The 20,738-nt window shown below is 67.7% G+C and carries 18 protein-coding genes; 6 read left to right on the forward strand and 12 right to left on the reverse strand.

What is annotated here, in order from left to right; translation table 11 throughout:
* Nucleotides 1-78 precede the first annotated feature (78 nt).
* The gene (locus tag L0C60_RS01375) at nt 79-1,734 is read left to right on the forward strand and encodes a bifunctional metallophosphatase/5'-nucleotidase (RefSeq protein ID WP_234505137.1); all 1,656 of its coding nucleotides are present in this window, start codon (nt 79-81) and stop codon (nt 1,732-1,734) included.
* A 25-nt stretch (nt 1,735-1,759) separates the two neighbouring features.
* On the opposite strand, the gene L0C60_RS01380 is transcribed toward L0C60_RS01375, so the two are convergent.
* The 3 genes from L0C60_RS01380 to L0C60_RS01390 form a co-directional block, all read right to left on the reverse strand.
* Nucleotides 1,760-2,203 carry an MOSC domain-containing protein gene (locus L0C60_RS01380; protein WP_234504223.1) on the reverse strand — a complete coding sequence of 148 codons (444 nt, stop codon included), beginning with the start codon at nt 2,201-2,203 and terminating at the stop codon, nt 1,760-1,762.
* On the reverse strand, nt 2,200-2,892 hold the full coding sequence (locus L0C60_RS01385) for a c-type cytochrome (protein ID WP_243092425.1): 693 nt from the start codon (nt 2,890-2,892) through the stop codon (nt 2,200-2,202). Before L0C60_RS01385 ends, L0C60_RS01380 begins: the two co-directional genes overlap by 4 nt.
* A gap of 82 nt (nt 2,893-2,974) precedes the next feature.
* Nucleotides 2,975-4,195, reverse strand: a complete 1,221-nt coding sequence (locus tag L0C60_RS01390; RefSeq protein WP_234504225.1) for a sulfite oxidase — start codon at nt 4,193-4,195, stop codon at nt 2,975-2,977.
* Nucleotides 4,196-4,367: 172 nt separating this feature from the next.
* Between L0C60_RS01390 and mutS the strand changes: the two genes are divergently transcribed.
* Nucleotides 4,368-6,794 (forward strand): DNA mismatch repair protein MutS, encoded by a 2,427-nt coding sequence (gene mutS, locus L0C60_RS01395; RefSeq protein WP_234504228.1) that lies wholly within the window; start codon nt 4,368-4,370, stop codon nt 6,792-6,794.
* Nucleotides 6,791-8,419, forward strand: coding sequence for a DNA mismatch repair endonuclease MutL (gene mutL / locus L0C60_RS01400; RefSeq protein ID WP_243092426.1), 1,629 nt, complete (start codon nt 6,791-6,793; stop codon nt 8,417-8,419). Before mutS ends, mutL begins: the two co-directional genes overlap by 4 nt.
* On the opposite strand, the gene rraA is transcribed toward mutL, so the two are convergent.
* Nucleotides 8,313-8,807: a ribonuclease E activity regulator RraA gene (gene rraA / locus L0C60_RS01405; RefSeq protein ID WP_243092427.1), complete on the reverse strand. Its 495-nt coding sequence runs from the start codon at nt 8,805-8,807 to the stop codon at nt 8,313-8,315. The genes mutL and rraA overlap by 107 nt on opposite strands.
* Nucleotides 8,808-8,825: 18 nt before the next feature.
* Between rraA and purU the strand changes: the two genes are divergently transcribed.
* On the forward strand, nt 8,826-9,683 hold the full coding sequence (purU, locus tag L0C60_RS01410) for a formyltetrahydrofolate deformylase (RefSeq protein ID WP_234504237.1): 858 nt from the start codon (nt 8,826-8,828) through the stop codon (nt 9,681-9,683).
* A gap of 46 nt (nt 9,684-9,729) precedes the next feature.
* Nucleotides 9,730-10,947, forward strand: coding sequence for a S1C family serine protease (locus L0C60_RS01415; RefSeq protein ID WP_234504240.1), 1,218 nt, complete (start codon nt 9,730-9,732; stop codon nt 10,945-10,947).
* Here the strand turns inward: L0C60_RS01415 and L0C60_RS01420 are convergent.
* From L0C60_RS01420 to L0C60_RS01440, 5 genes are all read right to left on the reverse strand, one after another.
* Nucleotides 10,944-11,354, reverse strand: coding sequence for a hypothetical protein (locus L0C60_RS01420; RefSeq protein ID WP_234504243.1), 411 nt, complete (start codon nt 11,352-11,354; stop codon nt 10,944-10,946). The genes L0C60_RS01415 and L0C60_RS01420 overlap by 4 nt on opposite strands.
* 3 nt (nt 11,355-11,357) lie before the next feature.
* Nucleotides 11,358-12,335, reverse strand: coding sequence for a TAXI family TRAP transporter solute-binding subunit (locus L0C60_RS01425; RefSeq protein WP_234504246.1), 978 nt, complete (start codon nt 12,333-12,335; stop codon nt 11,358-11,360).
* A gap of 50 nt (nt 12,336-12,385) precedes the next feature.
* On the reverse strand, nt 12,386-14,482 hold the full coding sequence (locus tag L0C60_RS01430; RefSeq protein ID WP_234504249.1) for a TRAP transporter permease: 2,097 nt from the start codon (nt 14,480-14,482) through the stop codon (nt 12,386-12,388).
* A gap of 61 nt (nt 14,483-14,543) precedes the next feature.
* Nucleotides 14,544-15,527 carry a TAXI family TRAP transporter solute-binding subunit gene (locus L0C60_RS01435; protein ID WP_234504253.1) on the reverse strand — a complete coding sequence of 328 codons (984 nt, stop codon included), beginning with the start codon at nt 15,525-15,527 and terminating at the stop codon, nt 14,544-14,546.
* Between the two features lie 32 nt (nt 15,528-15,559).
* Complete coding sequence (locus L0C60_RS01440; RefSeq protein ID WP_234504256.1) at nt 15,560-16,663, reverse strand: site-2 protease family protein; 1,104 nt, start codon at nt 16,661-16,663, stop codon at nt 15,560-15,562.
* Between the two features lie 72 nt (nt 16,664-16,735).
* On the opposite strand from L0C60_RS01440, the gene L0C60_RS01445 reads away from it, so the two are divergent.
* Nucleotides 16,736-17,932, forward strand: a complete 1,197-nt coding sequence (locus L0C60_RS01445) for an MFS transporter (protein WP_234504261.1) — start codon at nt 16,736-16,738, stop codon at nt 17,930-17,932.
* On the opposite strand, the gene wecB is transcribed toward L0C60_RS01445, so the two are convergent.
* The 3 genes from wecB to upp are packed head-to-tail and all read right to left on the reverse strand — an operon-like array spanning nt 17,907 to nt 20,730.
* Entirely contained in the window at nt 17,907-19,025 is a 1,119-nt protein-coding gene (gene wecB, locus L0C60_RS01450; protein ID WP_234504264.1) for a non-hydrolyzing UDP-N-acetylglucosamine 2-epimerase, read from the reverse strand. The genes L0C60_RS01445 and wecB overlap by 26 nt on opposite strands.
* Nucleotides 19,022-20,107 (reverse strand): MraY family glycosyltransferase, encoded by a 1,086-nt coding sequence (locus tag L0C60_RS01455; RefSeq protein WP_234504266.1) that lies wholly within the window; start codon nt 20,105-20,107, stop codon nt 19,022-19,024. Before L0C60_RS01455 ends, wecB begins: the two co-directional genes overlap by 4 nt.
* The gene (gene upp / locus L0C60_RS01460) at nt 20,104-20,730 is read right to left on the reverse strand and encodes a uracil phosphoribosyltransferase (RefSeq protein WP_234504270.1); all 627 of its coding nucleotides are present in this window, start codon (nt 20,728-20,730) and stop codon (nt 20,104-20,106) included. Before upp ends, L0C60_RS01455 begins: the two co-directional genes overlap by 4 nt.
* Between the last annotated feature and the right edge of the window lie 8 nt (nt 20,731-20,738).

The following is a 20,738-nucleotide window of genomic DNA, read 5'->3' on the forward strand; positions in this document are numbered from 1 at the left end:
TTTTGGAATGCCCGCGTTGACCAACCCCTGAAGGGTCCTCGGCTAGACTGGGGGATGGAGGTACCTATGGCGCAGGGGATGAAGCGGCGGGACGTATTGCGGGCGGGCGCGGCTTTGGGGCTTGCGGGCCTGGGTCTTGGGCGGGCGCAAGGGGCGTTTACCTTAACCCTGGTCCACACCAACGATACCCACGCCCACCTGGAGCCCATGGAGCTTACCCTTTCCGGGAACAGGGTGCGCGTGGGCGGGGTGGCCCAGCGGGTGGCCTTCTTTGACCGCCTGCGGGCGAGCCGCAAGAACCTTCTCTTTTTGGACGCGGGGGATGTTTTCCAGGGAACCCTTTACTTCAACCAGTACCGGGGTTTGGCGGACCGCTACTTCATGCACCGGATGCTCTATCGGGTCATGGCCCTGGGGAACCACGAGTTTGACCTGGGGCCTGGGCCCTTGGCGGAGTTCTTGAAGGGGGCGAGGTTCAAGGTGGTTTCCGCCAACGTGGACGTGAGTCAAGAACCTCGGCTTAAGGGCCTTGTGGCTCCCTACGCTGTCCTGAGCGTGGGTGGGGAGAAGGTGGGGGTGGTGGGCCTCACCACCCCGGACACCAAGGAGATCGCCAACCCTGGCCCCACCGTGGCCTTTTTAGACCCCTATGAGAGCGCCCAGAAGGCGGTTTACGAGCTCCTAAGCCGGGGGGTGAACAAGATCCTTGTCCTCTCCCACCTGGGCTATGGGGAGGACCTAAAGCTTGCCCGGAGGCTTGTGGGGGCGCAGGTCATCGTGGGCGGCCACTCCCACACCCTTTTGGGAAGCTTCCCCCACAAGGAGCTTGCCCCCGCCGGGCCCTACCCCACGGTGGTCAAGAACCCCGAGGGGAAGGACGTCCTGGTGGTGCAGGCCTGGGAGTGGGGGAAAGTGGTGGGGGTTTTGGAGGTGAGCTTTGACGCCAAGGGGGAGCTCGTGGCCTACAAGGGCGAGCCCTTCCTCATGACCCCCGAGGTGTCCCCGGAGGACTTCTTCGCCAAGGAGGCCCTTCTGGCCTACGCCCAACCGGTCATGGCCCTCATGGGCCAGGTCATCGCCGAGGCCAAGGTGGACCTGGTGGGGGAGAGGGCCATCGTGCGCCGGCGGGAGAGCAACCTGGGCAACCTGATCGCCGACGGCATGGTCTGGAAGACCAAAAACGCCGGGGTGCAGATCGCCCTGCAAAACGGCGGGGGCATCCGGGCCTCCATCCCCAAGGGCCCCATCACCGTGGGCAAGGTCTACGAGGTTCTGCCCTTTGGCAACACCCTGGTGGTGATGGACCTGAAGGGGAGGGAGATCAAGGCGGCCCTGGAAAACGGGGTTTCCCAGTGGGAGGCCCAGGCGGGGCGGTTCCTCCAGGTTTCGGGCCTGCGCTACGCCTTTGACCTCTCCCGGCCCGCGGGGGACCGGGTGGTGAGGGTGGAGGTAAAGACGGAAAAGGGCTATGTGCCCTTGGACCTCGAGGCCACCTACCGGGTGGTGGTCAACAACTTCATCGCCGCCGGCGGGGACGGCTTCACCGTGCTCAAGGAGGCCCAGGGCTACCGGGTGGACACGGGCTTCAGCGACGCCGAGAGCTTCATGGACTACCTGAAGGAGCTTAAGGTGGTGGAGGCGGGCCTCGAGGGCCGGATTGAGGTCCTCAACGAGCCCAAAGGGGAGCGCCCCGCCTACTGGGCCTACGAGGTGCCGGAACGGGTGGGGGTCTAGGCGTGGGGAACCCCCCGGGGGCTCTTCACCGGGTGAGGGTGAGGACCCGCACGGGGTCCCCTACCCGCACCACCCCGCCCTCCAGGACCCGGGCGTAAAGCCCCCGCCCCCCGTAAAGGAGCTTGGGCAGGCGCAGGTCAAACTGGGAGAGGCTTGCGCACACGGTGCAAACCTGGGAAAACTCCAAAAGCGCTTCCCCCACCCATAGCCGGGCCCCCAAGGGGAGGCCGTGGGGGTCCAGGTCCAGGAGGAGGTTTTCCCCTAGGGCCCCGTAGGGGAGGTCTATCCCGGCCCTTTGCGCCTTCTCGTAGGCGGCAAGCCCCGCCACCAGGACCGCCCGGTCAGGGTCCTTGCCGGCGTGCCGGTCCCCCTTGGCCCCAAAGCCTGGGAGGAGCTCTAGGACTTCTACCCGGGGTTTGGGCAACCCAGGGGTGGTCCCGAGGTGGAGGGAGACGACCTTCCCCGTCATGGGAGCCTGAGCCCCTGGCGCAGGGCGTGGACCTCCTCGGGGGTTAGGGGCTTGGCCCGCGCCGCCTTCACCTCTTCGGGGGTGTAGGGCCGGAAGCCTTGGGGGGCGCCGAAGGTGAGGAGGTGGTTCAGCACCAGGGCCAGGTCCTCGTCGGTTAGCCAGGCGAAGCCGGGCATCACCTGGTTGTAGGTCTGTCCCTCCACCTGGATCTCCCCCTGGAGGCCGTAGAGCACCACTAGGAGGAGGTAGTTCCGCCCGCCCTCGGTCCCCAGGAGCTTGGCCGCGTGCCCCCGCAAAGGAGGGAAGAGGGGTGGGTTGCCCTCCCCTTGCGGCCCGTGGCAGCCCTGGCAGTTGGCGTAGACCTGGGCGCCCGTCTTGGCGGCGGGGGCCGCGGCTGCCGGGGGCGGGGGAGGGGGGGTGGTGCCCAGGTAGGTGGCCAGGTAGTCCAGGATGGCGGCCCGCTCCTCTGGGGTAACCTTTAGGCCCTGGAGTGCCATCTCGTCCAGGACAGCGTCCCAGCGTTCCCGGGAAAGGCGCTCTCGGGCCACTAGGCCGATGTCGTGGCAGGTCTGGCACTTGGCGAGGACCAGGTCTTTGCCCGGCCCTTCGGGGAGGGTGGGTTGGCCCAAGGCCAGGTATCCCAGGAGGCCGAGGCCGGTGGCTAAAAAGGATAGCCAAAGCGTGCGCATCGCCTTCAAGCATCTCCTCCTTACCCCAGTGGGGTAGGTTCGGGGCCACAAAACGCCCCGGGCAGCGCCCGGGGCAAATGCCTTAGGCCACGGTGAACCTAACCCGCATCACCCCGTTGTACTCGTAGCCCCGCTCGTTCCAAGCGAGGTTGCCGTCCAGGGGCTGGCTGCGCCCGGCGGCGTCCCAGGCCCGGGCCATGACCTCGTGTTCCCCAGGGCGGAGGTAGAGGGTGGCCCGCCAGCGCACCCAGCCGTAGCTTCTCCCCGTGCGCTCCAGGGTGGCCTGGTGCCAGGTGCGCCCGCCGTTGGTGGAAACCTCCACGCTCACGATGGGCACGATGCCGTCGTTGAAGGCCACCCCCTCCACCCGCACGTAGGGCCCTTCCACCGTCTGGCCCTCCAGGGGGGCAAAGATGAAGCTATTCACGTTCACCAGCCAGTTGGGGCGGGAGTTGGTGAAGCTATAGGGGTAGCGGCTTCCGGGTTCTTGGGGGAGGAAGGGAAGGTGGGTGTTGGGGATGGTGGGCACCCGGTAGCGGGGCATCTGCTCGGCGGTGGTGTTCTCCGCCTCGGTGAACTCCACCTTGGCGACCCACTTCACGTTGTTCACCCCGAAGTAGCCGGGGAAGACCAGGCGCACCGGGCCCCCGTGGACGGCGGCGAGGGGTTCCCCGTTCATGGAGAGAGCGAGGAGGGCCTCCTCCAGGGCGTGGATGGGGACGCTCCGCACGAACTCGGCGGCGTTGCCCTGGCGGCTGGCGTGGGCGGTGATGAAAAGGGCTTTTTCCGTGGGCTTCGCCCCCTTGGCGGCCAGGAGGTCCTTAAGCCTTACCCCCCGGAAGGTGACGTTCCCTACCCCGCCGCGGCCCCAAGGGTTGCCCGAGGGGCGGGGTTGGTAGAGGGAGCGCCCGTTGCCCGAGCACTGGAGGACCATGGTCACCTCGTGCTGGGGGAGGCTAAGGAGCTCCTTGGCCTCCACGGTGAAGGGCTTGTCCACGAGGCCCCCCACCTCGAGGGTCCAGCCCTCGAGGCTCGCCCCCTCCACGGTGTTGTAGCCCGGCAGGTCCACGTTGTTGCGGACGTAGAGGAGTTCCTTAGGGGTGCGCTCGGGTTGGCTGGCCAGGAGGGCAAAGGGCGTTTCCAGGACGATGGGCCTTTGGGAGAGCACGAGGATCCTGGCGTCTTTGCCCTTTACCAGTTGGTCCGCCGTGGGGGTTTGCTGGGCAAAACCCCGCCCCGCCGCCAACAGGGCGGCCCCCAGGCCCATGAGCTTTAGGGTGGTCCTGCGGTTGACCTTTTCCATAGGGTGGCCTCCCAAAAGCTGGGGGGACTTTTGCCCCCATGTGCCGGATAACCCCACTCTAGCGAGCACACCCTACCCCTGTCAAGTAAGCATGAGTCCGGGAAGATGACCCAAAGCTGAGGAAACATTTCCCAATTCCCTGGGGGGTATCGGCAGGGTTAACATAGTGCACATGCTCAAGGGCGAAGGCCCTGGTCCCTTGCCGCCCCTCCTCCAGCAGTACGTGGAGCTTCGGGACCGCTACCCGGACTACCTCCTCCTCTTCCAGGTGGGGGACTTCTACGAGTGCTTCGGCGAGGATGCGGAGAGGCTCGCCCGCGCCCTGGGCCTTGTCCTCACCCACAAGACCAGCAAGGACTTCACCACTCCCATGGCGGGCATCCCCATCCGGGCTTTTGACGCCTACGCCGAACGCCTCCTAAAGATGGGCTTCCGCCTGGCGGTGGCCGACCAGGTGGAGCCGGCGGAGGAGGCGGAGGGGCTGGTGCGGCGGGAGGTGACCCAGCTCCTCACCCCCGGCACCCTGGTCCAGGAAACCCTCTTGCCCCGGGAGGCCAACTACCTGGCGGCCATCGCCACGGGGGACGGGTGGGGGCTTGCCTTTTTGGACGTGTCCACGGGGGAGTTCAAGGGCACTTTGCTTAAGAGCAAAAGCGCCCTTTACGACGAGCTTTTCCGCCACCGCCCTGCGGAGGTCCTCTTGAGCCCCGAGCTCCGGGAGAACGAGGCCTTCGTGGCCGAGTTCCAAAAACGCTTCCCCGTGATGCTTTCTGAGGCCCCTTTTGAGCCCGAAGGGGAAGGCCCCTTGGCCCTCAGGCGGGCCCAGGGGGCGCTTCTCGCCTACGCCCGCGCCACCCAGGGCGGGGCCCTGAGCGTGCGGCCCTTCCGCGCCTACGACCCCGGGGCCTTCATGCGCCTGCCCGAGGCTACCTTGCGGGCTTTGGAGGTCTTTGAGCCCCTGAGGGGCCAGGACACCCTCTTTGGCGTCCTGGACGAGACGAGGACCGCCCCGGGCAGGCGGCTCTTGCAGAGCTGGCTCCGCCATCCCCTTCTGGAACGGGGCCCCTTGGAGGCCCGGTTGGACCGGGTGGAGCGCTTCGTGGGGGATGGGGCCCTGAGGGAGGGGGTGCGGCGGCTCCTTTTCCGCCTGGCGGACCTGGAGCGGCTCGCCACCCGCCTGGAGCTCGGCCGGGCTGGCCCTAAAGACCTGGCCGCCCTCAGGCGGAGCCTGGAGATCCTCCCCGAGGTCAAGGCCCTTCTAGGGGAGGAGGTGCTTCTTCCCGACCTGGGCGCCTTGCTAGAAGAGCTCGAGGCGGCCCTGGTGGACGAGCCTCCCCTGAAGCTTTCCGAGGGGGGGCTTATCCGCGAGGGGTATGACCCCGAGCTGGACGCCCTGAGGCGGGAGCACGCCCAGGGGGTGGCCTACTTCCTGGAGCTGGAGCAAAGGGAAAGGGAGCGCACGGGTATACCCACCCTCAAGGTGGGCTACAACGCCGTCTTCGGCTACTACCTCGAGGTCACCCGCCCCTACTACGAGCGGGTGCCCAAGGAGTACCGGGCGGTGCAGACCCTCAAGGACCGGCAGCGCTACACCCTGCCGGAGATGAAGGAAAGGGAAAGGGAGCTCTACCGCCTCGAGGCCCTGATCCGAAGGCGGGAGGAGGAGGTCTTCCTGGCGGTGCGGGAGCGGGCGAAAAGGGACGTGGAGGCCCTAAGGGAGGCGGCCCGGGTCTTGGCGGAACTGGACGTCTTCGCCGCCCTGGCCGAGGTGGCGGTGCGCCACGGCTACACGAGGCCCCGCTTTGGGGAAAGGCTTTCCATCCGGGCGGGGCGCCACCCCGTGGTGGAAAGGCGCACGGAGTTCGTGCCCAACGACCTGGAGATGGCCCACGAGCTCGTCCTGGTCACGGGGCCCAACATGGCGGGCAAGAGCACCTTCCTCCGCCAGACGGCCCTCATCGCCTTGCTCGCCCAAATAGGGAGCTTCGTGCCGGCGGAAGCGGCGGAGCTTCCCCTTTTTGACCGCATCCTCACCCGCATCGGGGCCTCCGACGACCTGGCGGGGGGGAAGAGCACCTTCATGGTGGAGATGGAGGAGGTGGCCCTCATCCTCAAGGAAGCCACGGGGAAAAGCCTCGTCCTCCTGGACGAGGTGGGCCGGGGCACCAGCAGCCTGGACGGCCTCGCCATCGCCACCGCCGTGGCGGAGGCCCTGCACGAAAGGCGGTGCTACGCCCTCTTCGCCACCCACTACTTTGAGCTCACCGCCCTCTCCCTGCCCCGCCTGAAGAACCTCCACGTGGCGGCCAAGGAGGAGGAAGGCGGGCTCGTCTTCTACCACCAGGTCCTTCCCGGGCCCGCCTCCAAAAGCTATGGGGTGGAGGTGGCCCGGATGGCGGGCCTTCCTGAGGGGGTGGTGGAGCGGGCCAAGGCCCTCCTCCAGGCCATGGCGGCCCGGCGGGAAGGGGCTTGGGAGGAGGTCTTGGAGCGGCTTCTTTCCCTGGACCCCGACCGCCTCACCCCCCTCGAGGCCCTTAAGCTCCTCCACGAGCTCAAGGCCTTGGCCCTGGGGGCGCCCTTGGGTAGCATGAAGGGGTGATCCGCCCCTTGCCGCCCGAACTTAAGGGCCTCCTCGCCCGGGGCGAGGTGCTCCTTTCCGTGAGGGATGCGGTGCGGGAGCTCTTGGAAAACGCCCTGGACGCAGGGGCCAAGCGGGTGCGGGTGGAGCTTTTTGGCGGGGGCCTGGAAAGGCTCGTGGTGGAGGATGACGGGGAAGGCATCCCCTTGGAAGAGCTTTCCCTCGCCGTGGAGCCCTTTACCACCAGCAAGCTCCAAGACCCGAAGGCCATCCAAACCCTGGGCTTCCGGGGCCAGGCCCTTTACGCCCTGAGGCAGGCCGCCACCTTGCGCCTGCGCTCCCGGCCTAAGGGGCAGCTCGGGGGTGGGCTTCTGGTGGCCCGGGGGGATGCGGTGGAGGTGCGCCCTGTCCCCGCACCCCCCGGTACCCGGGTGGAGGTGGTGGGCCTCTTCGCCGGGGAGGGGCGGGACCCGGCGCGGGAGGTGCGGGAGGTCCAGGGGCTTCTCAAGCGTTACCTCCTCCACCACCCCCACCTCGTCCTCGCCTTTTTCGCCGAGGGGGAGGCTAGGCTCCTCTTCCCGGGGGCGGGGCTAAAGGAGGCGGCCCGCCTGGCCTTCGGCCGGGTGATGGCGGAGCGGCTTTTCCGGGTGGAACGGCGGGGGGAGGGGATGGCCTTTTCCGGGCTCCTTTCTGGGCCCCAGGTTTCCCGTACCCGGGAAGACGCCCTTTTCCTTGCGGTGAACGGCCGTCCCGTGGCCTTTCCCCCGGGGCTTCTCAAGGCGGTGCGCCGGGCCTACAAGGACCTCCTCCCCGAGGGGCACTACCCCGTGGGTGTCCTGAACCTGAGCCTTTCCCCAGGGTTGTACCGCCTGCGCCTGGACGCCAGGAAGGAGGAGGTGGCCCTAAGCGGGGAGGTGGAGGCCTTTGTGGAGGAGGGTATCCGGGAGGCCTTGGCGGGGCGGAACCTGGTCCGGCTCCTTCCGGAGCCCAAGCCCCTTGCCCCCCTTACCCCCCCCACGCCCTCGGGGCTTCCCCGGCTCCGCTACCTGGGCCAGTTCCGGGATAGCTACCTCTTGGCGGAAGGGGGGGACACCCTCTACGTGGTGGACCAGCACGCCGCCCACGAGCGCATCCTCTACGAGGACTTCCTGCGCCGCCTGGAGGAGGGCCTAAGCCCCCTGCCCTATCCCGTCCTGGTGGAGCTCACGCCGGAGGAAGCCCTCCTTTTGCCGGGGGGGACGGAAAGGCTTTTCGCCTACGAGCCCTTCGGGCCCCATAGGGTGCGCCTCCTAAAGGCGCCCGCCTTTCTCCACCCCTACCCCCTTCTCCTCCCCGAGGTCTTCCGGGAGGCCTTGAGGGGGGAGGGGAGGAGCCTAAAGAACCTCCTCGCCCGCCTGGCCTGCCTCCCCGCCATCAAGGCGGGCCACCCCTTGGGGCAGGTGGCGGGGCAGGCCCTTTTGGACGCCCTCCTCGCCTGCGAGACCCCCTGGGTCTGCCCCCACGGCCGCCCCACCCTTTTGGCCCTTAAGGAGGAGGAGCTCATCCGCCGCTTTGGCCGGCGTTCGGGGGCGAAGGGAGGAGAAGAAGCCCGTCCTCATTGGCCACAAGAAAGCTTCCCGGAAGCACCGCTCCCCAAGGAAGGCTAAGGGGCACGTCCACCTCCCCCTTCCCCTCCTTGGCGCTCTTCTTGGGGGTGGCGGCCAGGGCGAGGACGCCGATGGGGATGGCGGCGAGTTCCGCCGTGTCCCGCACCGCCCCGTGCACCACCACCCCCTGCCAGCCCCTTTCCCAGGCGAGCCGGGCCAGGTTGCCTCCTAAGAGGGCGGTGCGCAGGGAGCCTTGCCCGTCCACGAAGAGGACCTGGCCTTCGCCCCCCTCTTCCAGTACCTGGCGGACGAGGGCGTTGTCCTCGAGGACCCTCAAGGTCCTCACCCGGCCGGAAAAGCGCCTTTTCCCCCCAAAGGCCTGGAAGACCATGGGCATTGCCACCGCCTCGGGGTGGAGGTCGGAGAGGTCCGTGGTGGAAAGCTCCATGGGGATATAGTAGCGGGCATGGAGGAGGCCCGTCTTCTCATCACCTGTCCGGACCGGCCCGGCATCGTGGCGGCCGTTTCCGGGTTCCTTTACGCCCACGGGGCCAACGTCACGGACCTGCAGCAGCACTCCACGGACCCGGAAGGGGGCGTCTTCTTCATGCGCCTCGCCTTCACCACCCCCCACCTGGACCTTTCCCGCCCGGCCCTGGAGCGGGCCTTCCAGGAGGTGGTGGCGGAGCGCTTCGGCATGGCATGGCGCCTGGCCTACGCCTCGGAGAGGAAGCGGGCGGCCATTTTGGTGTCCAAACCCGCCCACGCCCTTTTGGAACTCCTTTGGCGCTACCGGGTGGGGGAGCTTCCCATGGACCTGCGCCTCGTGATCTCCAACCACCCCGACCACCGGGAGGAGGTGGAGCGCTTCGGCATCCCCTACCACCACGTGCCGGTGGAGGCGGGGCGGAAGGAGGAGGCGGAGGAGAGGATCCTCGCCCTTCTGGAGGAGGAAAAGGTGGAGCTCGTGATCCTCGCCCGCTACATGCAGATCCTCTCCCCCCGGTTCGTGGCCCGCTACCCCATGCGCATCCTCAACATCCACCACTCCTTCCTGCCCGCCTTCGCCGGGGCCAACCCCTACCGCCAGGCCTACGAGCGGGGGGTGAAGCTCATCGGGGCCACGGCCCACTACGTCACGGAGGAGCTGGACGCCGGCCCCATCATTGAGCAGGACGTGGTCCGGGTCTCCCACCGCCACTCGGTGGCGGAGATGCGGCGGCTTGGGCAGGAGTTGGAGCGCACGGTCTTGGCCCGGGCGGTGCGCTGGCACCTGGAGGACCGCATCCTGATCCACGGCAACAAGACCGTGGTCTTCGTCTAATCGCCCCCTAACCGGGGGGGCATAGGGTGGGAAGAGGAGGTGAGGCATGAACCTTGGCCGTTCCTTCGTAGGTTTCGTGGCCTTAGCCCTCATGGCGGGCGCCGTGCTTTGGTGGGGGATTTCCAATAGCCAGGCCCCAAGCGCCCAGGCGCCCAAGGCCCTTTCTGACGGCGGGCTTTTGGAGTACGAGCGGAACACCGTGGAAATCGTGGAAAAGTACGGGGACGGGGTGGTTTACGTGGCCGTGGTGACCCGGCCGCAAAACGTCCAGCTCCCCCCGGGGTTTGAGTTCTTCGCCCCCTTTCTCCAGGTGCCGCCCCAGGAGGGGACGGGCTCGGGCTTCGTCATAGACAAGGAGGGGTATATCCTCACCAACTACCACGTGGTGGAGGGGGCGAGCCGCATCACGGTGAAGTTCCACAACGACCCCAAGGAGTACCCGGCGCGGCTCGTGGGGGCGGCCCCGCCCTTGGACGTGGCGCTTCTTAAGGTGGAGGCCCCCAAGGAGCGGCTCGTGCCCCTGGTCCTTGGGGACTCGGACAAGATCCGCGTGGGGCAGAAGGCCATCGCCATGGGCAACCCCTTTGGCCTAGAGTTCACCGTGACCCAGGGCATCGTCTCCGCCATCCGGGAGAACCCGGGGGCCATTGGGGACGACACGGGCCTGGTGCCCCAGGTGATCCAGACGGACGCCGCCATCAACCCGGGGAACTCCGGGGGGCCGCTTCTCAACTCCCGGGGTGAGGTCATCGGCATCAACACCGCCATCTTCACCCCCACGGGCCAGTTCGGGGCGGCCCAGTTCGCCGGGGTGGGGTTCGCCCTGCCCATCAACCTGGTGAAGCAGTACCTCCCCGAGCTTCGCTCCGGGAAGACCCTCACCGCCGAGGAGATCATCCGGAACCGTCCCCGCCTGGGGGTTTCCCTCATCCCCCTTTCCCTTTACCCGGAAAGGCTCAGGCAGCAGTACGGCCTGCCCGCCACCGGGCTCATGGTGCAGGAGGTGGAGCGGAATAGCCCGGCGGCCCGGGCGGGGCTTAGGGCCCCAAGCCGCTTCGCCTACATCCAGCTTCCCACCGGGGAAACCCTGCAGGTGGGGGTGGACGGGGATGTCCTCCTGAAGGCGGACGGGGTATCCCTCACCTCCATCGCCCAGCTCCGCCGGGTGCTCTACGGCAAGAAGCCGGGGGAGGCGGTGGTCCTCGAGGTCTTCCGCCAGGGCAGGACCCTCACCCTAAGGGTGGTGCCCCAGGTCCTCCGCTAAGGGGGCCATAGGAGCCGGACCCGCAGGCACCCCCCCGCCACCTGGAACCACTTACCCCCAAGCCTCAAGGCGAGGCCCACCTCCGAGCAGTAGCGGAGCTCTTTTTGCCGCTCCCGGGCGAGGGCCTGGTTCCAGGGGTACTCGCCCCCCGTGTAGTAGGCCTCCGTCTCGGGGTCGGTGAAGGCCCGGAAGCCTTGAAAAGCCCAGAGGGGGTAAAACTCCAGGAGGACGGGCCGGCCCGTCACCGAGTTCACGAACTCCACCCGCACCTCCTGCCAGGGGCTTAGGAGGAGAAGGGCTTTGCCTCCGGGGCCTTCCACCTCCACCACCCGCAAGGAGGCCAAGGCGAGGAGGAGAAAAAAGGCCCAGCCCCCAAGGAGCTGGGCCGGAAGCCTTTTTGCCAGCATCCCCTACTTCAAGACCCCAAGCTCGCGGAAGTAGCGCAAGGCCCCCTCGTGGTAGGGGATGGTGCCCCCCACGAAGCGCACGGCGTTTTCCGGGGAGGTGTCCTTGGCGGCGGCCACCGCCTGCCGCAGGGCGGGAAGGTTTTCAAAGGTGGCCTTGGTGAGGGCGTAGGCCGCCTCGGCGGGGAGGCTTTCCGGGCAGACGAAGAGGTTCCAGAAGGTGAGGGTGGGGGTGTCGGCGCGGGTGCCGTAGACGCTCTTGGGGATGACCCCGGGGCCAGCCAGGCCGGGGAAGCGGCGGGTGAAGGTCTGGACCACGGTGCTCTTGGGGTCTAGGGGCACCAGGTAAATCCTTTGCCCCTTGCGGGCGAGGGCGGCCGCTAGCTCGGTGATGGCCCCTGTGGGCAAGCCCCCCGACCAGAAGAAGGCGTCAATGTTGCCCTCCGCCAGGGCGTTGGCGCTTTCCTGGGCCCCCAGGCGCTCCTGCTTGGCGAAGTCCTTGGGGCTAAGCCCCGCCGCCTGCAGGACCAAAAGGGCCTCCACCTCCGTGCCCGAGCCCGGGGCCCCCGTGGAAACCCGCTTGCCCTTGAGGTCCTGCACCACCCGGATCCCGGCCCCTTCCCGGGTGACGAGGTGGAGGTAGTTGGGGTACATGGCGAAGAGGATGCGGGCGCTCTTGGCAGGCCGCTCCCGGAAGCGTTCGTGCTGGCCGGTGTAGGCCAGGTAGGCGGAGTCGGGGAGGACGGTGCCGCAGTAGTAGGTGCCCCCGCCGGTGCGGGTTTCCAGGAGGAGGAGGTTATCTATGGAGGCGGCGGTCTGGATGGCCTGGGCCTCGGCCACGCCCGCCTTGTTCCAGATCTCCGCCAGGGTGGTGCCGTAGTAGAAGTAAACCCCGCCCACCCCGCCCGTGGCGATGACCACGCGGGGTTTCTGGGCTGCGGCCCAACCCAAGAGGGCTACCAGGACCAGTAGGACGCTTCTCATGGCTTTACCTCCTTTTCCAGGGCTACGCTACGCCCTTCGCCATGGCTTCGTCAAGCCCTGGGCTTCCAGAAGAAGAGGAGGCCCAGAAGGAAGGCGAGGAGGTTGAGGAGCGTGTGGGGCACGAAGAGGAGGACGGCCAGGATGCCTAGGGCCCAGGCCTCCCAGCGCTTGAGGACCCTTCGGGTGTAGCCGGCCCCGGAGGCGGAGAGGTAGACGATGCCCGCAGCCACGGCCAGGAAGCGCTCCAGGATCATGGGCCAAGCCTCGCCGGGCGGGGAGTTTTCCAGGACGGGAACGATGAGGAGGGCGGTGCCCGAGTAGGAGAGGAGGAAGAAGAAGCCCACCAGGTACTTGGAAAGGGCCACCCGGGCGGCGTAGACCCCCGTCTGCAGGGGGTTGGTGCCGAAGACGCTGCTGGCGGCATAGGCGGAGAGGGCCACGGGCGGGGTCACGTCCGCCAGGACGGCGTAATAGAAGAGGAACATGTGGGTGGCGAGGAGGGCGGCGGAGTCGGGGATGCCGTTCTCCTTGGCCAGGGCGATGATGGCGGGGGCGGTGAGGGCGGAGGTGAGGACGTAGGTGGCGGTGGGGGGCACCCCCATGCCCAGGACCAGGCTAAAGAGGGCGGTGATGAGGGTGGCGAGGAGGAGGCTTTCCCCGGAGACCTGTTGCAGGAGCTGGCTGAACTTGGAGGGCAGGCCGGAGATCACCATCATGGCGAAGATGAGGTTGGCGGCGGTCACGGCGGTGCCGATGGGGAGGAGGGTGCGGAAGCCCTCGGCGAGGCCCTGGAAGATGGGGGCGATGCCTTTGGGCCTCAGGGTGGGGTCCAGGTAGGCGATGAGGACGAAGAGGACCAGGGCCAGGCTGGCGGCGGTGCGCACCTCGTAGCCCAGGTAGAGCATGGCGACGATGAGGAGGATGGGGAGGAAGAGGGTGGCGTAGCGCAGGGCGTAGGCCCGGCGGCCCATGCCGAGCTCGGCCCCCACCGGGGATAGCCCTGCCCTGCGGGAGTAGAACTCGTTGAAGGCCAAAACGGCGGTGAGGTAGAGGAGGGCAGGCCCCAGGGCCATGACGATGACCTTGATGTAGGGGATCTCTAGGATCTCCACCATGATGAAGGCGATGGAGCCCATGACCGGGGGGGTGATGAGGGCGATGGTGCCGGCGGTGGCCACGAGGCCGGCGGCGGTGAGGGTGTGGTACCCCGCCTTCTCGTAGAGAGGCTTGGTGAGGGCGGCTACGAACTGGGTGTCCGCGGCCCCTGAGCCGGAGAACATCCCCATGAAGACGCTGGCCAGCCCCGTGACCCGCCCCGGGGTGGCGGGGTGCTTGCCCACCAGGGCCAGGGCCAGGTTGGCCACCACCCTCCCCAGGCCCAAGGCGCCGATCATGCCGGAAAGCAGGGTGAAGTAGACCAGGTACTTGGCGGATACCCCGGTGATGAGGCCGTAGATGCCCGCCTCCGTCTCGTTGAAGGTTTTGCCCAGGAGGAGGTCAATCCCCTGCTTGGTGCCTTTAAAAGCTCCCGGGAAGAGGTCGGCGTGGAGGTTGTAGCTGAAGAAGAAGAGGACGAGAACCGGCATCACCGGGCCCAGGAGGCGGTAGACCAGGCCCAGGACCAGCATGATGAGGCCGAAGGACATGGCCATGTCCCAGGGGGCGGGGAGGACGGCCCGGTAGACGAGCTCTTCAAAGTAGCGCAGTTGGTAGAGGGTGGGGAAGAGGGCGAGGAGGACGGCGAGGAGGTCGGCGGGGCGCTTGAGGGAAGGGAGGAGGGCGGGAAGGGCGGCTACCGCCCAGTAGAGGACGCCCACCGCCTTGGCCTCCCGGGGAAGGTCCACGCCTGGGATGCCCGGGAAGAGGAAGTGGTAGAGGGGGATGAGGGTGAAGAGGAAGTAGACCCAGGCGCCCAGGGTGCGCTTCCGGGGAAGATAGAAGGAAACGAGGTAGCCGCCTACGAGGAGGAAGAGGACGTGGGTGCTCCTTTGGAGCTGGACGATGTCCAGGATGGGGATTTCCGCTCTGGCCAAGGGGGTAAAGGGGTGGAGGACGAGGTAGAGGCTATAGAGGGCCCCCAGGACCAGGATCCAGTTCGTGAGGCGGGCTAAGGGGGTTTGAGGGGTTTTGGGATGTTCTAGCTCCATGGCTTAGCCTCCAAAAGGCCCGGGGCCTGGGAAGTCCCAGGACACCCGGGCGCAAGAAGGGTTACTTGACGAGGCCCTTTTCTTTCAGGTACCGCTCGGCCCCAGGGTGGAAGGGGATGGGGAGCTTGCCGTAGAGCTTGGCGGTGGCCTCGAGGCTCGTGTCCTTGGCGGCGGCCACGGCGGTGCGCAGGGTGTCCAGGTTCTCAAACACCGCCTTCATGATGCCGTAGGCCGCCTCGGCGGGGAGGCTATCCGGGCAGACCACGATGTTGCCCGTGGCCAGGCCCGGCACGTCCGTGCGGGTGTTGTAGACGCTCTTGGGCACCCGGTAGGGGTCCACCAGGCCCGGGAAGCGCTTCATGACCACCTGGGCCGTGGTGCTCTTGGGGTCAATGGGCACCAGGTAGACGCGGTCCCCCTTGCGGGCCAGGGTCTGGGAAAGCTCCACGATGGAGCTCGTGGGCACGCCCCCTACCCAGAAGAAGGCGTCCAGGGTGCCCTCCGCCAGGGCCTTGGCCCCCTCGGCCACGGGGAGGCGCTCCCGCTTGGCGAAGGTTTCCGGCTTCACCCCTGCTCCCTGGAGGACCAGGAGGGCCAGGTTCTCCGTGCTGGAGCCGGGCTGGCCTGTGGAAACGCGCTTGCCCTTCAGGTCCTGCACCACCTTGATGCCGGTCTTCTCGCTGGTCACCAGGTGGATGAAGGAGGGGTACATGTAGAAGAGGACCCGTTGGCTCTTGGCTGGGCGGTCCTTGAAGCGGGGCTCCTCGCCGGTGTAGGCCACGTAGGCGGAGTCCGTGGTGGTGAGGGCGCAGTAATAGGTGCCCCCGCCCGTGCGGTCGCGGAGGAGCTGCAGGTTATCGTAAGAGCCTCCCGTCTGTACCGGCTGGGCCTCCACCACCCCGGCCTTGTTCAGGATGTCGGCCAAGGCGGTGCCGTAGTAGAAGAAGACCCCGCCCGTGCTTCCCGTGCCGATGGCCACGCGGGGCTTCTGGGCAAGGCCCAAACCCAGGACCAACAAACCGATAAGGACCATCGCTCGCTTCATGGGCACCTCCCGCATACTTTTGCGCCCATAACCTACCCCACCCCCCTAGGCCTGTCAAGCCCGAGAAGCCGCACCTGGAAGGCCCTTAGGAGGTCGGTTTTGCTCAAGACCCCTACAAGTCTTTCCCTTTCCACCACGAGGGCCCGCACATACCCCCTCTCCGCCATGCGCTCCAGGGCGGCAAGGGCCTCCTCTTCCGGGGAGAGGAGGAGGGGCGGGTGCAGGTAGCGGGCCACGGGGGCCAGGGGGTCTGCGCCTTCTAGCCCTTCCAGGCCCACCACCCCAAGCACCCTTTCCCCCTCCACCACGGGAAAGCCCGAAACCTTGTGGTGGAGGGCTAGGCGGAGGGCCTCGGCCACGGGGGTATCGGGGGAGAGGGCGATGGGGTCCGGGGTCATGAGGTCCCTCACCCTAAGCCCCTCCAGGGCCTGGGCCAGGAGGGTGGCCTCGGCCTCGGCCCGGGAGGCCATGTAGACGAAGAAGGCGATGAGGATGAGAAAGGGGTTGAAGGCCAGAAGGCCGAAAAGCCCCAGGGCCAAGGCCACCGCCTGGCTTAGGGCCGCCGCCTGCCGGGTGGCCTTGGCGTAGGGCTTCCTTAGGGCGAGGAGGGCGCGGTAGACCCGCCCCCCGTCCAGGGGAAGGGCGGGGAGGAGGTTGAAGAGGGCGAGCATCAGGTTCACCAGGGCCAGGTAGTGGGTGAGAAAGCCCCAAGGGCCCGTGGGGGCTTTGACGAGGTGGAAGAAAAGCGCTAGGGCGAGGCTCACCGCAGGCCCTGCCAGGGCGATGGCGAGCTCCTTGCCGGGCTCTTTCGGGATCCTTTCCATCTGGGCCACCCCGCCCAAGAGCCAAAGGGTGATGCGCCGGGTTTCCACCCCGAAGCGCCGGGCGGTGAGGGCGTGGCCGAGCTCGTGCAGGAGGACCGAGAGGAAAAGCCCCAGGGCGGCGGAAAGCCCAAGGAGGAAAGGCCAAAGGCCCTCGAGGAGGCTTGGGTCCTGGGGTAGGCCGAAGAGCTCCAGGTAGAGGGGGAGGTTGCTCCCGATGAGGAAGGCCAAGAGGGGGAGGACGAGGAGAAAGGAAAGGTCCAGGTGAACGGGGATGCCGAAGAGGCGGAAGAGGAAAAGCCCGCGCCCGGCCATGCCTCAGTATAGGCCGGCGTCCTTTTCCCCCTTGGCAATGACCGGTCAGTCAGGATTGGGTAGGATGGAAGGGTGCTGGCCCTGGCCCTCCTGCAAGACCCCCGTTACCGCGCCTACTGGCTCGCCCTCTTCACCTCCCAGATGGGCACCTGGATGCAGTCCGCCGCCCAGGGGTGGCTTGTGCTCCTCCTCACGGGGAGCGCCGAGCGGCTTGGGCTCGTGGTGGCCCTGCAGTTCTTGCCCTCCCTCCTCTTTTCCCTGCCCGCCGGGGTCTTGGCCGACCGCTACCCCAAGCGGAACCTCCTCCTCCTAACCCAGGGGGGGATGATGCTTTTGGCCCTCCTCATGGCCCTCCTCATCCTCACGGGGGCGGTGCGCTATGGGCACGTGCTCCTCTTCGCCTTCCTCTATGGGGCCTTGAACGCCATGGACCTGCCCGTGCGCCAGAGCTTCACCGTGGAGCTGGCGGGGCGGGAGCGGTACCCGGGGGCCATCGCCCTAAACTCCTTCGGCTTCAACACAAGCCGCCTCCTGGGGCCTGCGCTATCCGGCGTGCTCATCGCCCTCTATGGGGTGGGGGTGGCCTACCTGGCCAACGCCCTCTCCTTCCTGCCCCTCCTCCTCGTCCTCCTGCGGGTGCCCCCGGGGCCCAGGGGGGAGGAGGGGGATGGGCGGTTCTTGAGGGAGGCCCTCGAGGGCATCCGCTTTGTCTTGGAGCATCCCCTGGTGCGGCGGGTGGTGGGGCTTGTCCTCTTCGCCAGCCTTCTCGGCATGAACTTCCAGACCCTGGTCCCCGCCTACGCCCGGCTCGTCCTGGGGCTTTCCGCCACCGGCTATGGCTTTCTCCTCTCCGCCGTGGGGTTTGGGGCCTTGGGGGCGGCCTTGGTCATGGCCTTCACGGGGCGGCCGAGGCCCATGCGCCTCCTCCTTGGGGTCTTCGCCCTGGCCTTGGCCCACCTGGGGCTTTTCCTTCCCCACCCCACCTGGGTCCCCCTATTCCTCGCCCTGGGAGGGTTTGGCATGATCTCCGTCCTCATCAACGCCAACACCCTGGTGCAGCTTTCCGTGCCCGACCGCCTAAGGGGCCGGGTCATGGCGGTGTACAGCCTGGTGATGCTGGGCACGGGGCCCTTGGGGGCCTACCTCACGGGCCTCCTCTTTGAGCTTCTGGGGGGGCGGGCGGCGGCCCTTCTTTTGGGAAGCGCCGTGCTCCTGGTGGGCCTCTACCAGCTTCGGGCTTGGCCTACGGGGTCCAGTCCTCCGGCCTAGGGCCGAGGCCGAGCCGCCAGGCCACGCCCTGGGCCACCCTTTCCCCCGCCCGGCCATCCCCGTAGGGGTTTTTGGCCTTTCGCATCTCTGCAAGGGCCTCGGGGTCTTCCAGAAGCCCTGCCACCGCGCGGTAAACCCTTTCGGGGTCCGTGCCGGCCAGTTTGAGGATGCCCGCCTCGAGGCCTTCAGGCCTTTCCGTGACGTTCCTCAAGACCACCACCGGCACCCCTAAAGCCGCCCCCTCCTCCTGCAGGCCCCCTGAGTCCGTGACCAAGAGGAGGCTTTCCTTCATCAAAGCCGCCATGGGCCCATACTCCAGGGGGTCCAGGAGGACGAAGTTCTTCACGCCCTTGAGTACGGGGAAGACCGCCTCCCGCACCACGGGGTTCAGGTGCACGGGGTAGACGAAGGTGAGGTGGGGGAAGGCCTCCGCCACCCGCCTCAGGGCCCGGGCCAGCTCGGAAAGGATGGGCCAGTTCTCCCGGCGGTGCATGGTCACGGTGACGTAGGGCCCCGGGGGAAGCCCTTGGGGAAGCCTCCCTAGCCGGGCCGCCAAGAGGACGGCGTCCACCCCGGTTTGGCCCGTGACCAGAATGCCTTCCTCCCGCTTCCCCTCCCTCAGGAGGTTGGCCTTGGCCAGGGGCGTGGGGGCGAAGTCCAGGTCGGTGAGGACGTCCGTGAGGCGGCGGTTCGCCTCCTCGGGGAAGGGCTCTTTGAGGTTGCCGCTCCTTAGCCCTGCCTCCACGTGGCCCACGGGGATGCCTTCCAGAAAGGCGGCCCAGGCCACGGCGAAGGTGGTGAGGGTATCCCCGTGCACCAAGACGTAGTCCGCCCGCATTTCCTTTAGGGCCCTGGCCGCCTGGGGGAGGATCCGAGCCGCCAGGTCGGGGAGGGCCTGGCGCTCCTGCATCACGTCCAGGTTCCGGTCCTCTTGGATGCCGAAGAGGCTTAGGGCTTGCCGCAGTTGCTCCCGGTGCTGGCCCGTGAGGAGGACGAGGGGAGTGAGGTGGGGGAGGGCCTTGAGGGCCAGGTACACGGGGGCCATCTTGGTGGCCTCGGGCCGGGTACCGAAGGCGAGGACCACCCGCTTCATTGTTCCCTCCATAGCGCCCGAAGCCGGCGGTAGGTGACCCAGGCAAGGCCGAGGAGGGTGGCGAGGAGGCTCGCCCCGATGGCTTCCCAGGGCATGTTGAGGTAGCGCATGGCCGCCAGGTTGAAAAGGAGGGCCACCCCCCAGAGGGCGAAGGCCACCCGCCTTTGGGAAAGCCCGCGGGCGAGGAGGTGGTGGTGGAGGTGGTCCTTGCCCGGGGTGGAGAGGGGGTTCTGCCCCCTCAGGAGCCTTCGCACCACCACCTGGGTGGTGTCCAGGATGGGGAGGAGGAGGAAAAGCGCAGGGGGAAGGAGGCCCAGGAAGGTGGTGAGCTTCAGGTTGCCCAGGAGGGCGGTGGCCGCCAGGGTGTAGCCCAGGAAGTAGGCCCCGGCGTCCCCCAGGATGATGCGGCTTGGGTGGAGGTTGTGCCGCAGGAAGCCTAAAGCGGCCCCGGCCAGGGCGGCGAGGACCAGGGTGCCCGCGGCCCAGAAGGGATACTGGGCGGAGACGAAGAGGAGGCTAACGGCGCTGATGTAGGCGATGCCCCCGGCGAGGCCGTCCAGACCGTCCATGAGGTTTAGGGCGTTGGTGATGCCCACCACCCAAAGCCAGGTGAGGAAAACCCCCAAGGCCGGGTCCAGGGGGGTGCCGAAGGCGGCCTCAAAGCGCACGCCCACGGCCATGAGGAGGAGGGCGGCCAGGGTTTGCACGAAGAGGCGGAAGAGGGGAGGGAGGCCGAACTGGTCGTCAATGAAGCCCACCAGGACAAGCCAGGCCCCGCCCAGGAGGATGGCGAGGACCTGGATCAGGACGCTTTCCACCAGGATGGGCCGGAGGAAGGCCGCCGCCACCAGGGCCAGCACCACCCCGGCGTAGACGGCAAGCCCCCCGGCGTTGGGCAAAGGCTCCCGGTTGAGGCGCCGCTCGTTGGGCTGGTCCGCCCAGCCCACCTTGAGGGCGAAGCGGCGCACGTGGGGCAGGAAGCGCCAGGTGAAGAAGAGGGCGAGGAGGAAGGCGAAGGCCACGGAAAGCCACCCCGTGCCCCCGGGGTCGGCCACGCCGATGCGCTTCAGGAGCTCGGTCATTTGGTCCCGTAGATGCGGTCCCCGGCGTCCCCTAGGCCAGGGACGATGTAGCCGTGCTCGTTGAGCCTTTCGTCAATGGCCGCCACCACCACCTCGGTGTCGGGGTGGTCCTGGGCGATGCGCTCAAGCCCCTCGGGGGCGGCGATGAGGCACATGAGCTTGATGCCCTTGGCCCCCTTCTCCTTGAGGAGGGTGAGGGCGTGGCTGGCGCTACCCCCGGTGGCCAGCATGGGGTCTAAGAGGAAGACCCGGCGCTCGGCGATGTCCGGGGGAAGCTTGGCGTAGTACTGCACGGGCTTTAGGGACTCGGGGTCGCGGTAGAGCCCGATGTGCCCCACCCGGGCGTGGGGGACGAGCTTTAGGATGCCCTCCACCATGACAAGCCCCGCCCGGAGGATGGCCACCAGGGCGAGCTTTTTGCCGGAGAGCACCTTGACCCGGGCCGTGGCCACGGGGGTTTCCACGGTGGTTTCCGTAAGCTCCAGGTCCCGCATGGCCTCGTAGGCCATGAGGAGGGAAAGCTCCTCGGCGAGTTCCCGGAAGTCCTTGGGGCCCGTGCGCTTGTCCCTAAGGTGGGCCAGCTTGTGCTGGACCAGGGGATGGTCCACTAGGGTGACCTTCATCCGGAAAA

The organism is Thermus hydrothermalis (assembly GCF_022760925.1).
GTDB classification, from domain to species: Bacteria; Deinococcota; Deinococci; order Deinococcales; family Thermaceae; genus Thermus; species Thermus hydrothermalis.

Bases quoted from the DNA above. Each gene is read 5' to 3' on its own strand.
- L0C60_RS01375 (WP_234505137.1), top strand. From the start codon at position 79: ATGAAGCGGCGGGACGTATTGCGGGCGGGCGCGGCTTTGGGGCTTGCG.
- L0C60_RS01380 (WP_234504223.1), bottom strand. From the start codon at position 2,203: ATGACGGGGAAGGTCGTCTCCCTCCACCTCGGGACCACCCCTGGGTTG.
- L0C60_RS01385 (WP_243092425.1), bottom strand. From the start codon at position 2,892: ATGCGCACGCTTTGGCTATCCTTTTTAGCCACCGGCCTCGGCCTCCTG.
- L0C60_RS01390 (WP_234504225.1), bottom strand. From the start codon at position 4,195: ATGGAAAAGGTCAACCGCAGGACCACCCTAAAGCTCATGGGCCTGGGG.
- mutS (WP_234504228.1), top strand. From the start codon at position 4,368: ATGCTCAAGGGCGAAGGCCCTGGTCCCTTGCCGCCCCTCCTCCAGCAG.
- rraA (WP_243092427.1), bottom strand. From the start codon at position 8,807: ATGGAGCTTTCCACCACGGACCTCTCCGACCTCCACCCCGAGGCGGTG.
- purU (WP_234504237.1), top strand. From the start codon at position 8,826: ATGGAGGAGGCCCGTCTTCTCATCACCTGTCCGGACCGGCCCGGCATC.
- L0C60_RS01415 (WP_234504240.1), top strand. From the start codon at position 9,730: ATGAACCTTGGCCGTTCCTTCGTAGGTTTCGTGGCCTTAGCCCTCATG.
- L0C60_RS01420 (WP_234504243.1), bottom strand. From the start codon at position 11,354: ATGCTGGCAAAAAGGCTTCCGGCCCAGCTCCTTGGGGGCTGGGCCTTT.
- L0C60_RS01425 (WP_234504246.1), bottom strand. From the start codon at position 12,335: ATGAGAAGCGTCCTACTGGTCCTGGTAGCCCTCTTGGGTTGGGCCGCA.
- L0C60_RS01430 (WP_234504249.1), bottom strand. From the start codon at position 14,482: ATGGAGCTAGAACATCCCAAAACCCCTCAAACCCCCTTAGCCCGCCTC.
- L0C60_RS01435 (WP_234504253.1), bottom strand. From the start codon at position 15,527: ATGAAGCGAGCGATGGTCCTTATCGGTTTGTTGGTCCTGGGTTTGGGC.
- L0C60_RS01440 (WP_234504256.1), bottom strand. From the start codon at position 16,663: ATGGCCGGGCGCGGGCTTTTCCTCTTCCGCCTCTTCGGCATCCCCGTT.
- wecB (WP_234504264.1), bottom strand. From the start codon at position 19,025: ATGAAGCGGGTGGTCCTCGCCTTCGGTACCCGGCCCGAGGCCACCAAG.
- L0C60_RS01455 (WP_234504266.1), bottom strand. From the start codon at position 20,107: ATGACCGAGCTCCTGAAGCGCATCGGCGTGGCCGACCCCGGGGGCACG.
- upp (WP_234504270.1), bottom strand. From the start codon at position 20,730: ATGAAGGTCACCCTAGTGGACCATCCCCTGGTCCAGCACAAGCTGGCC.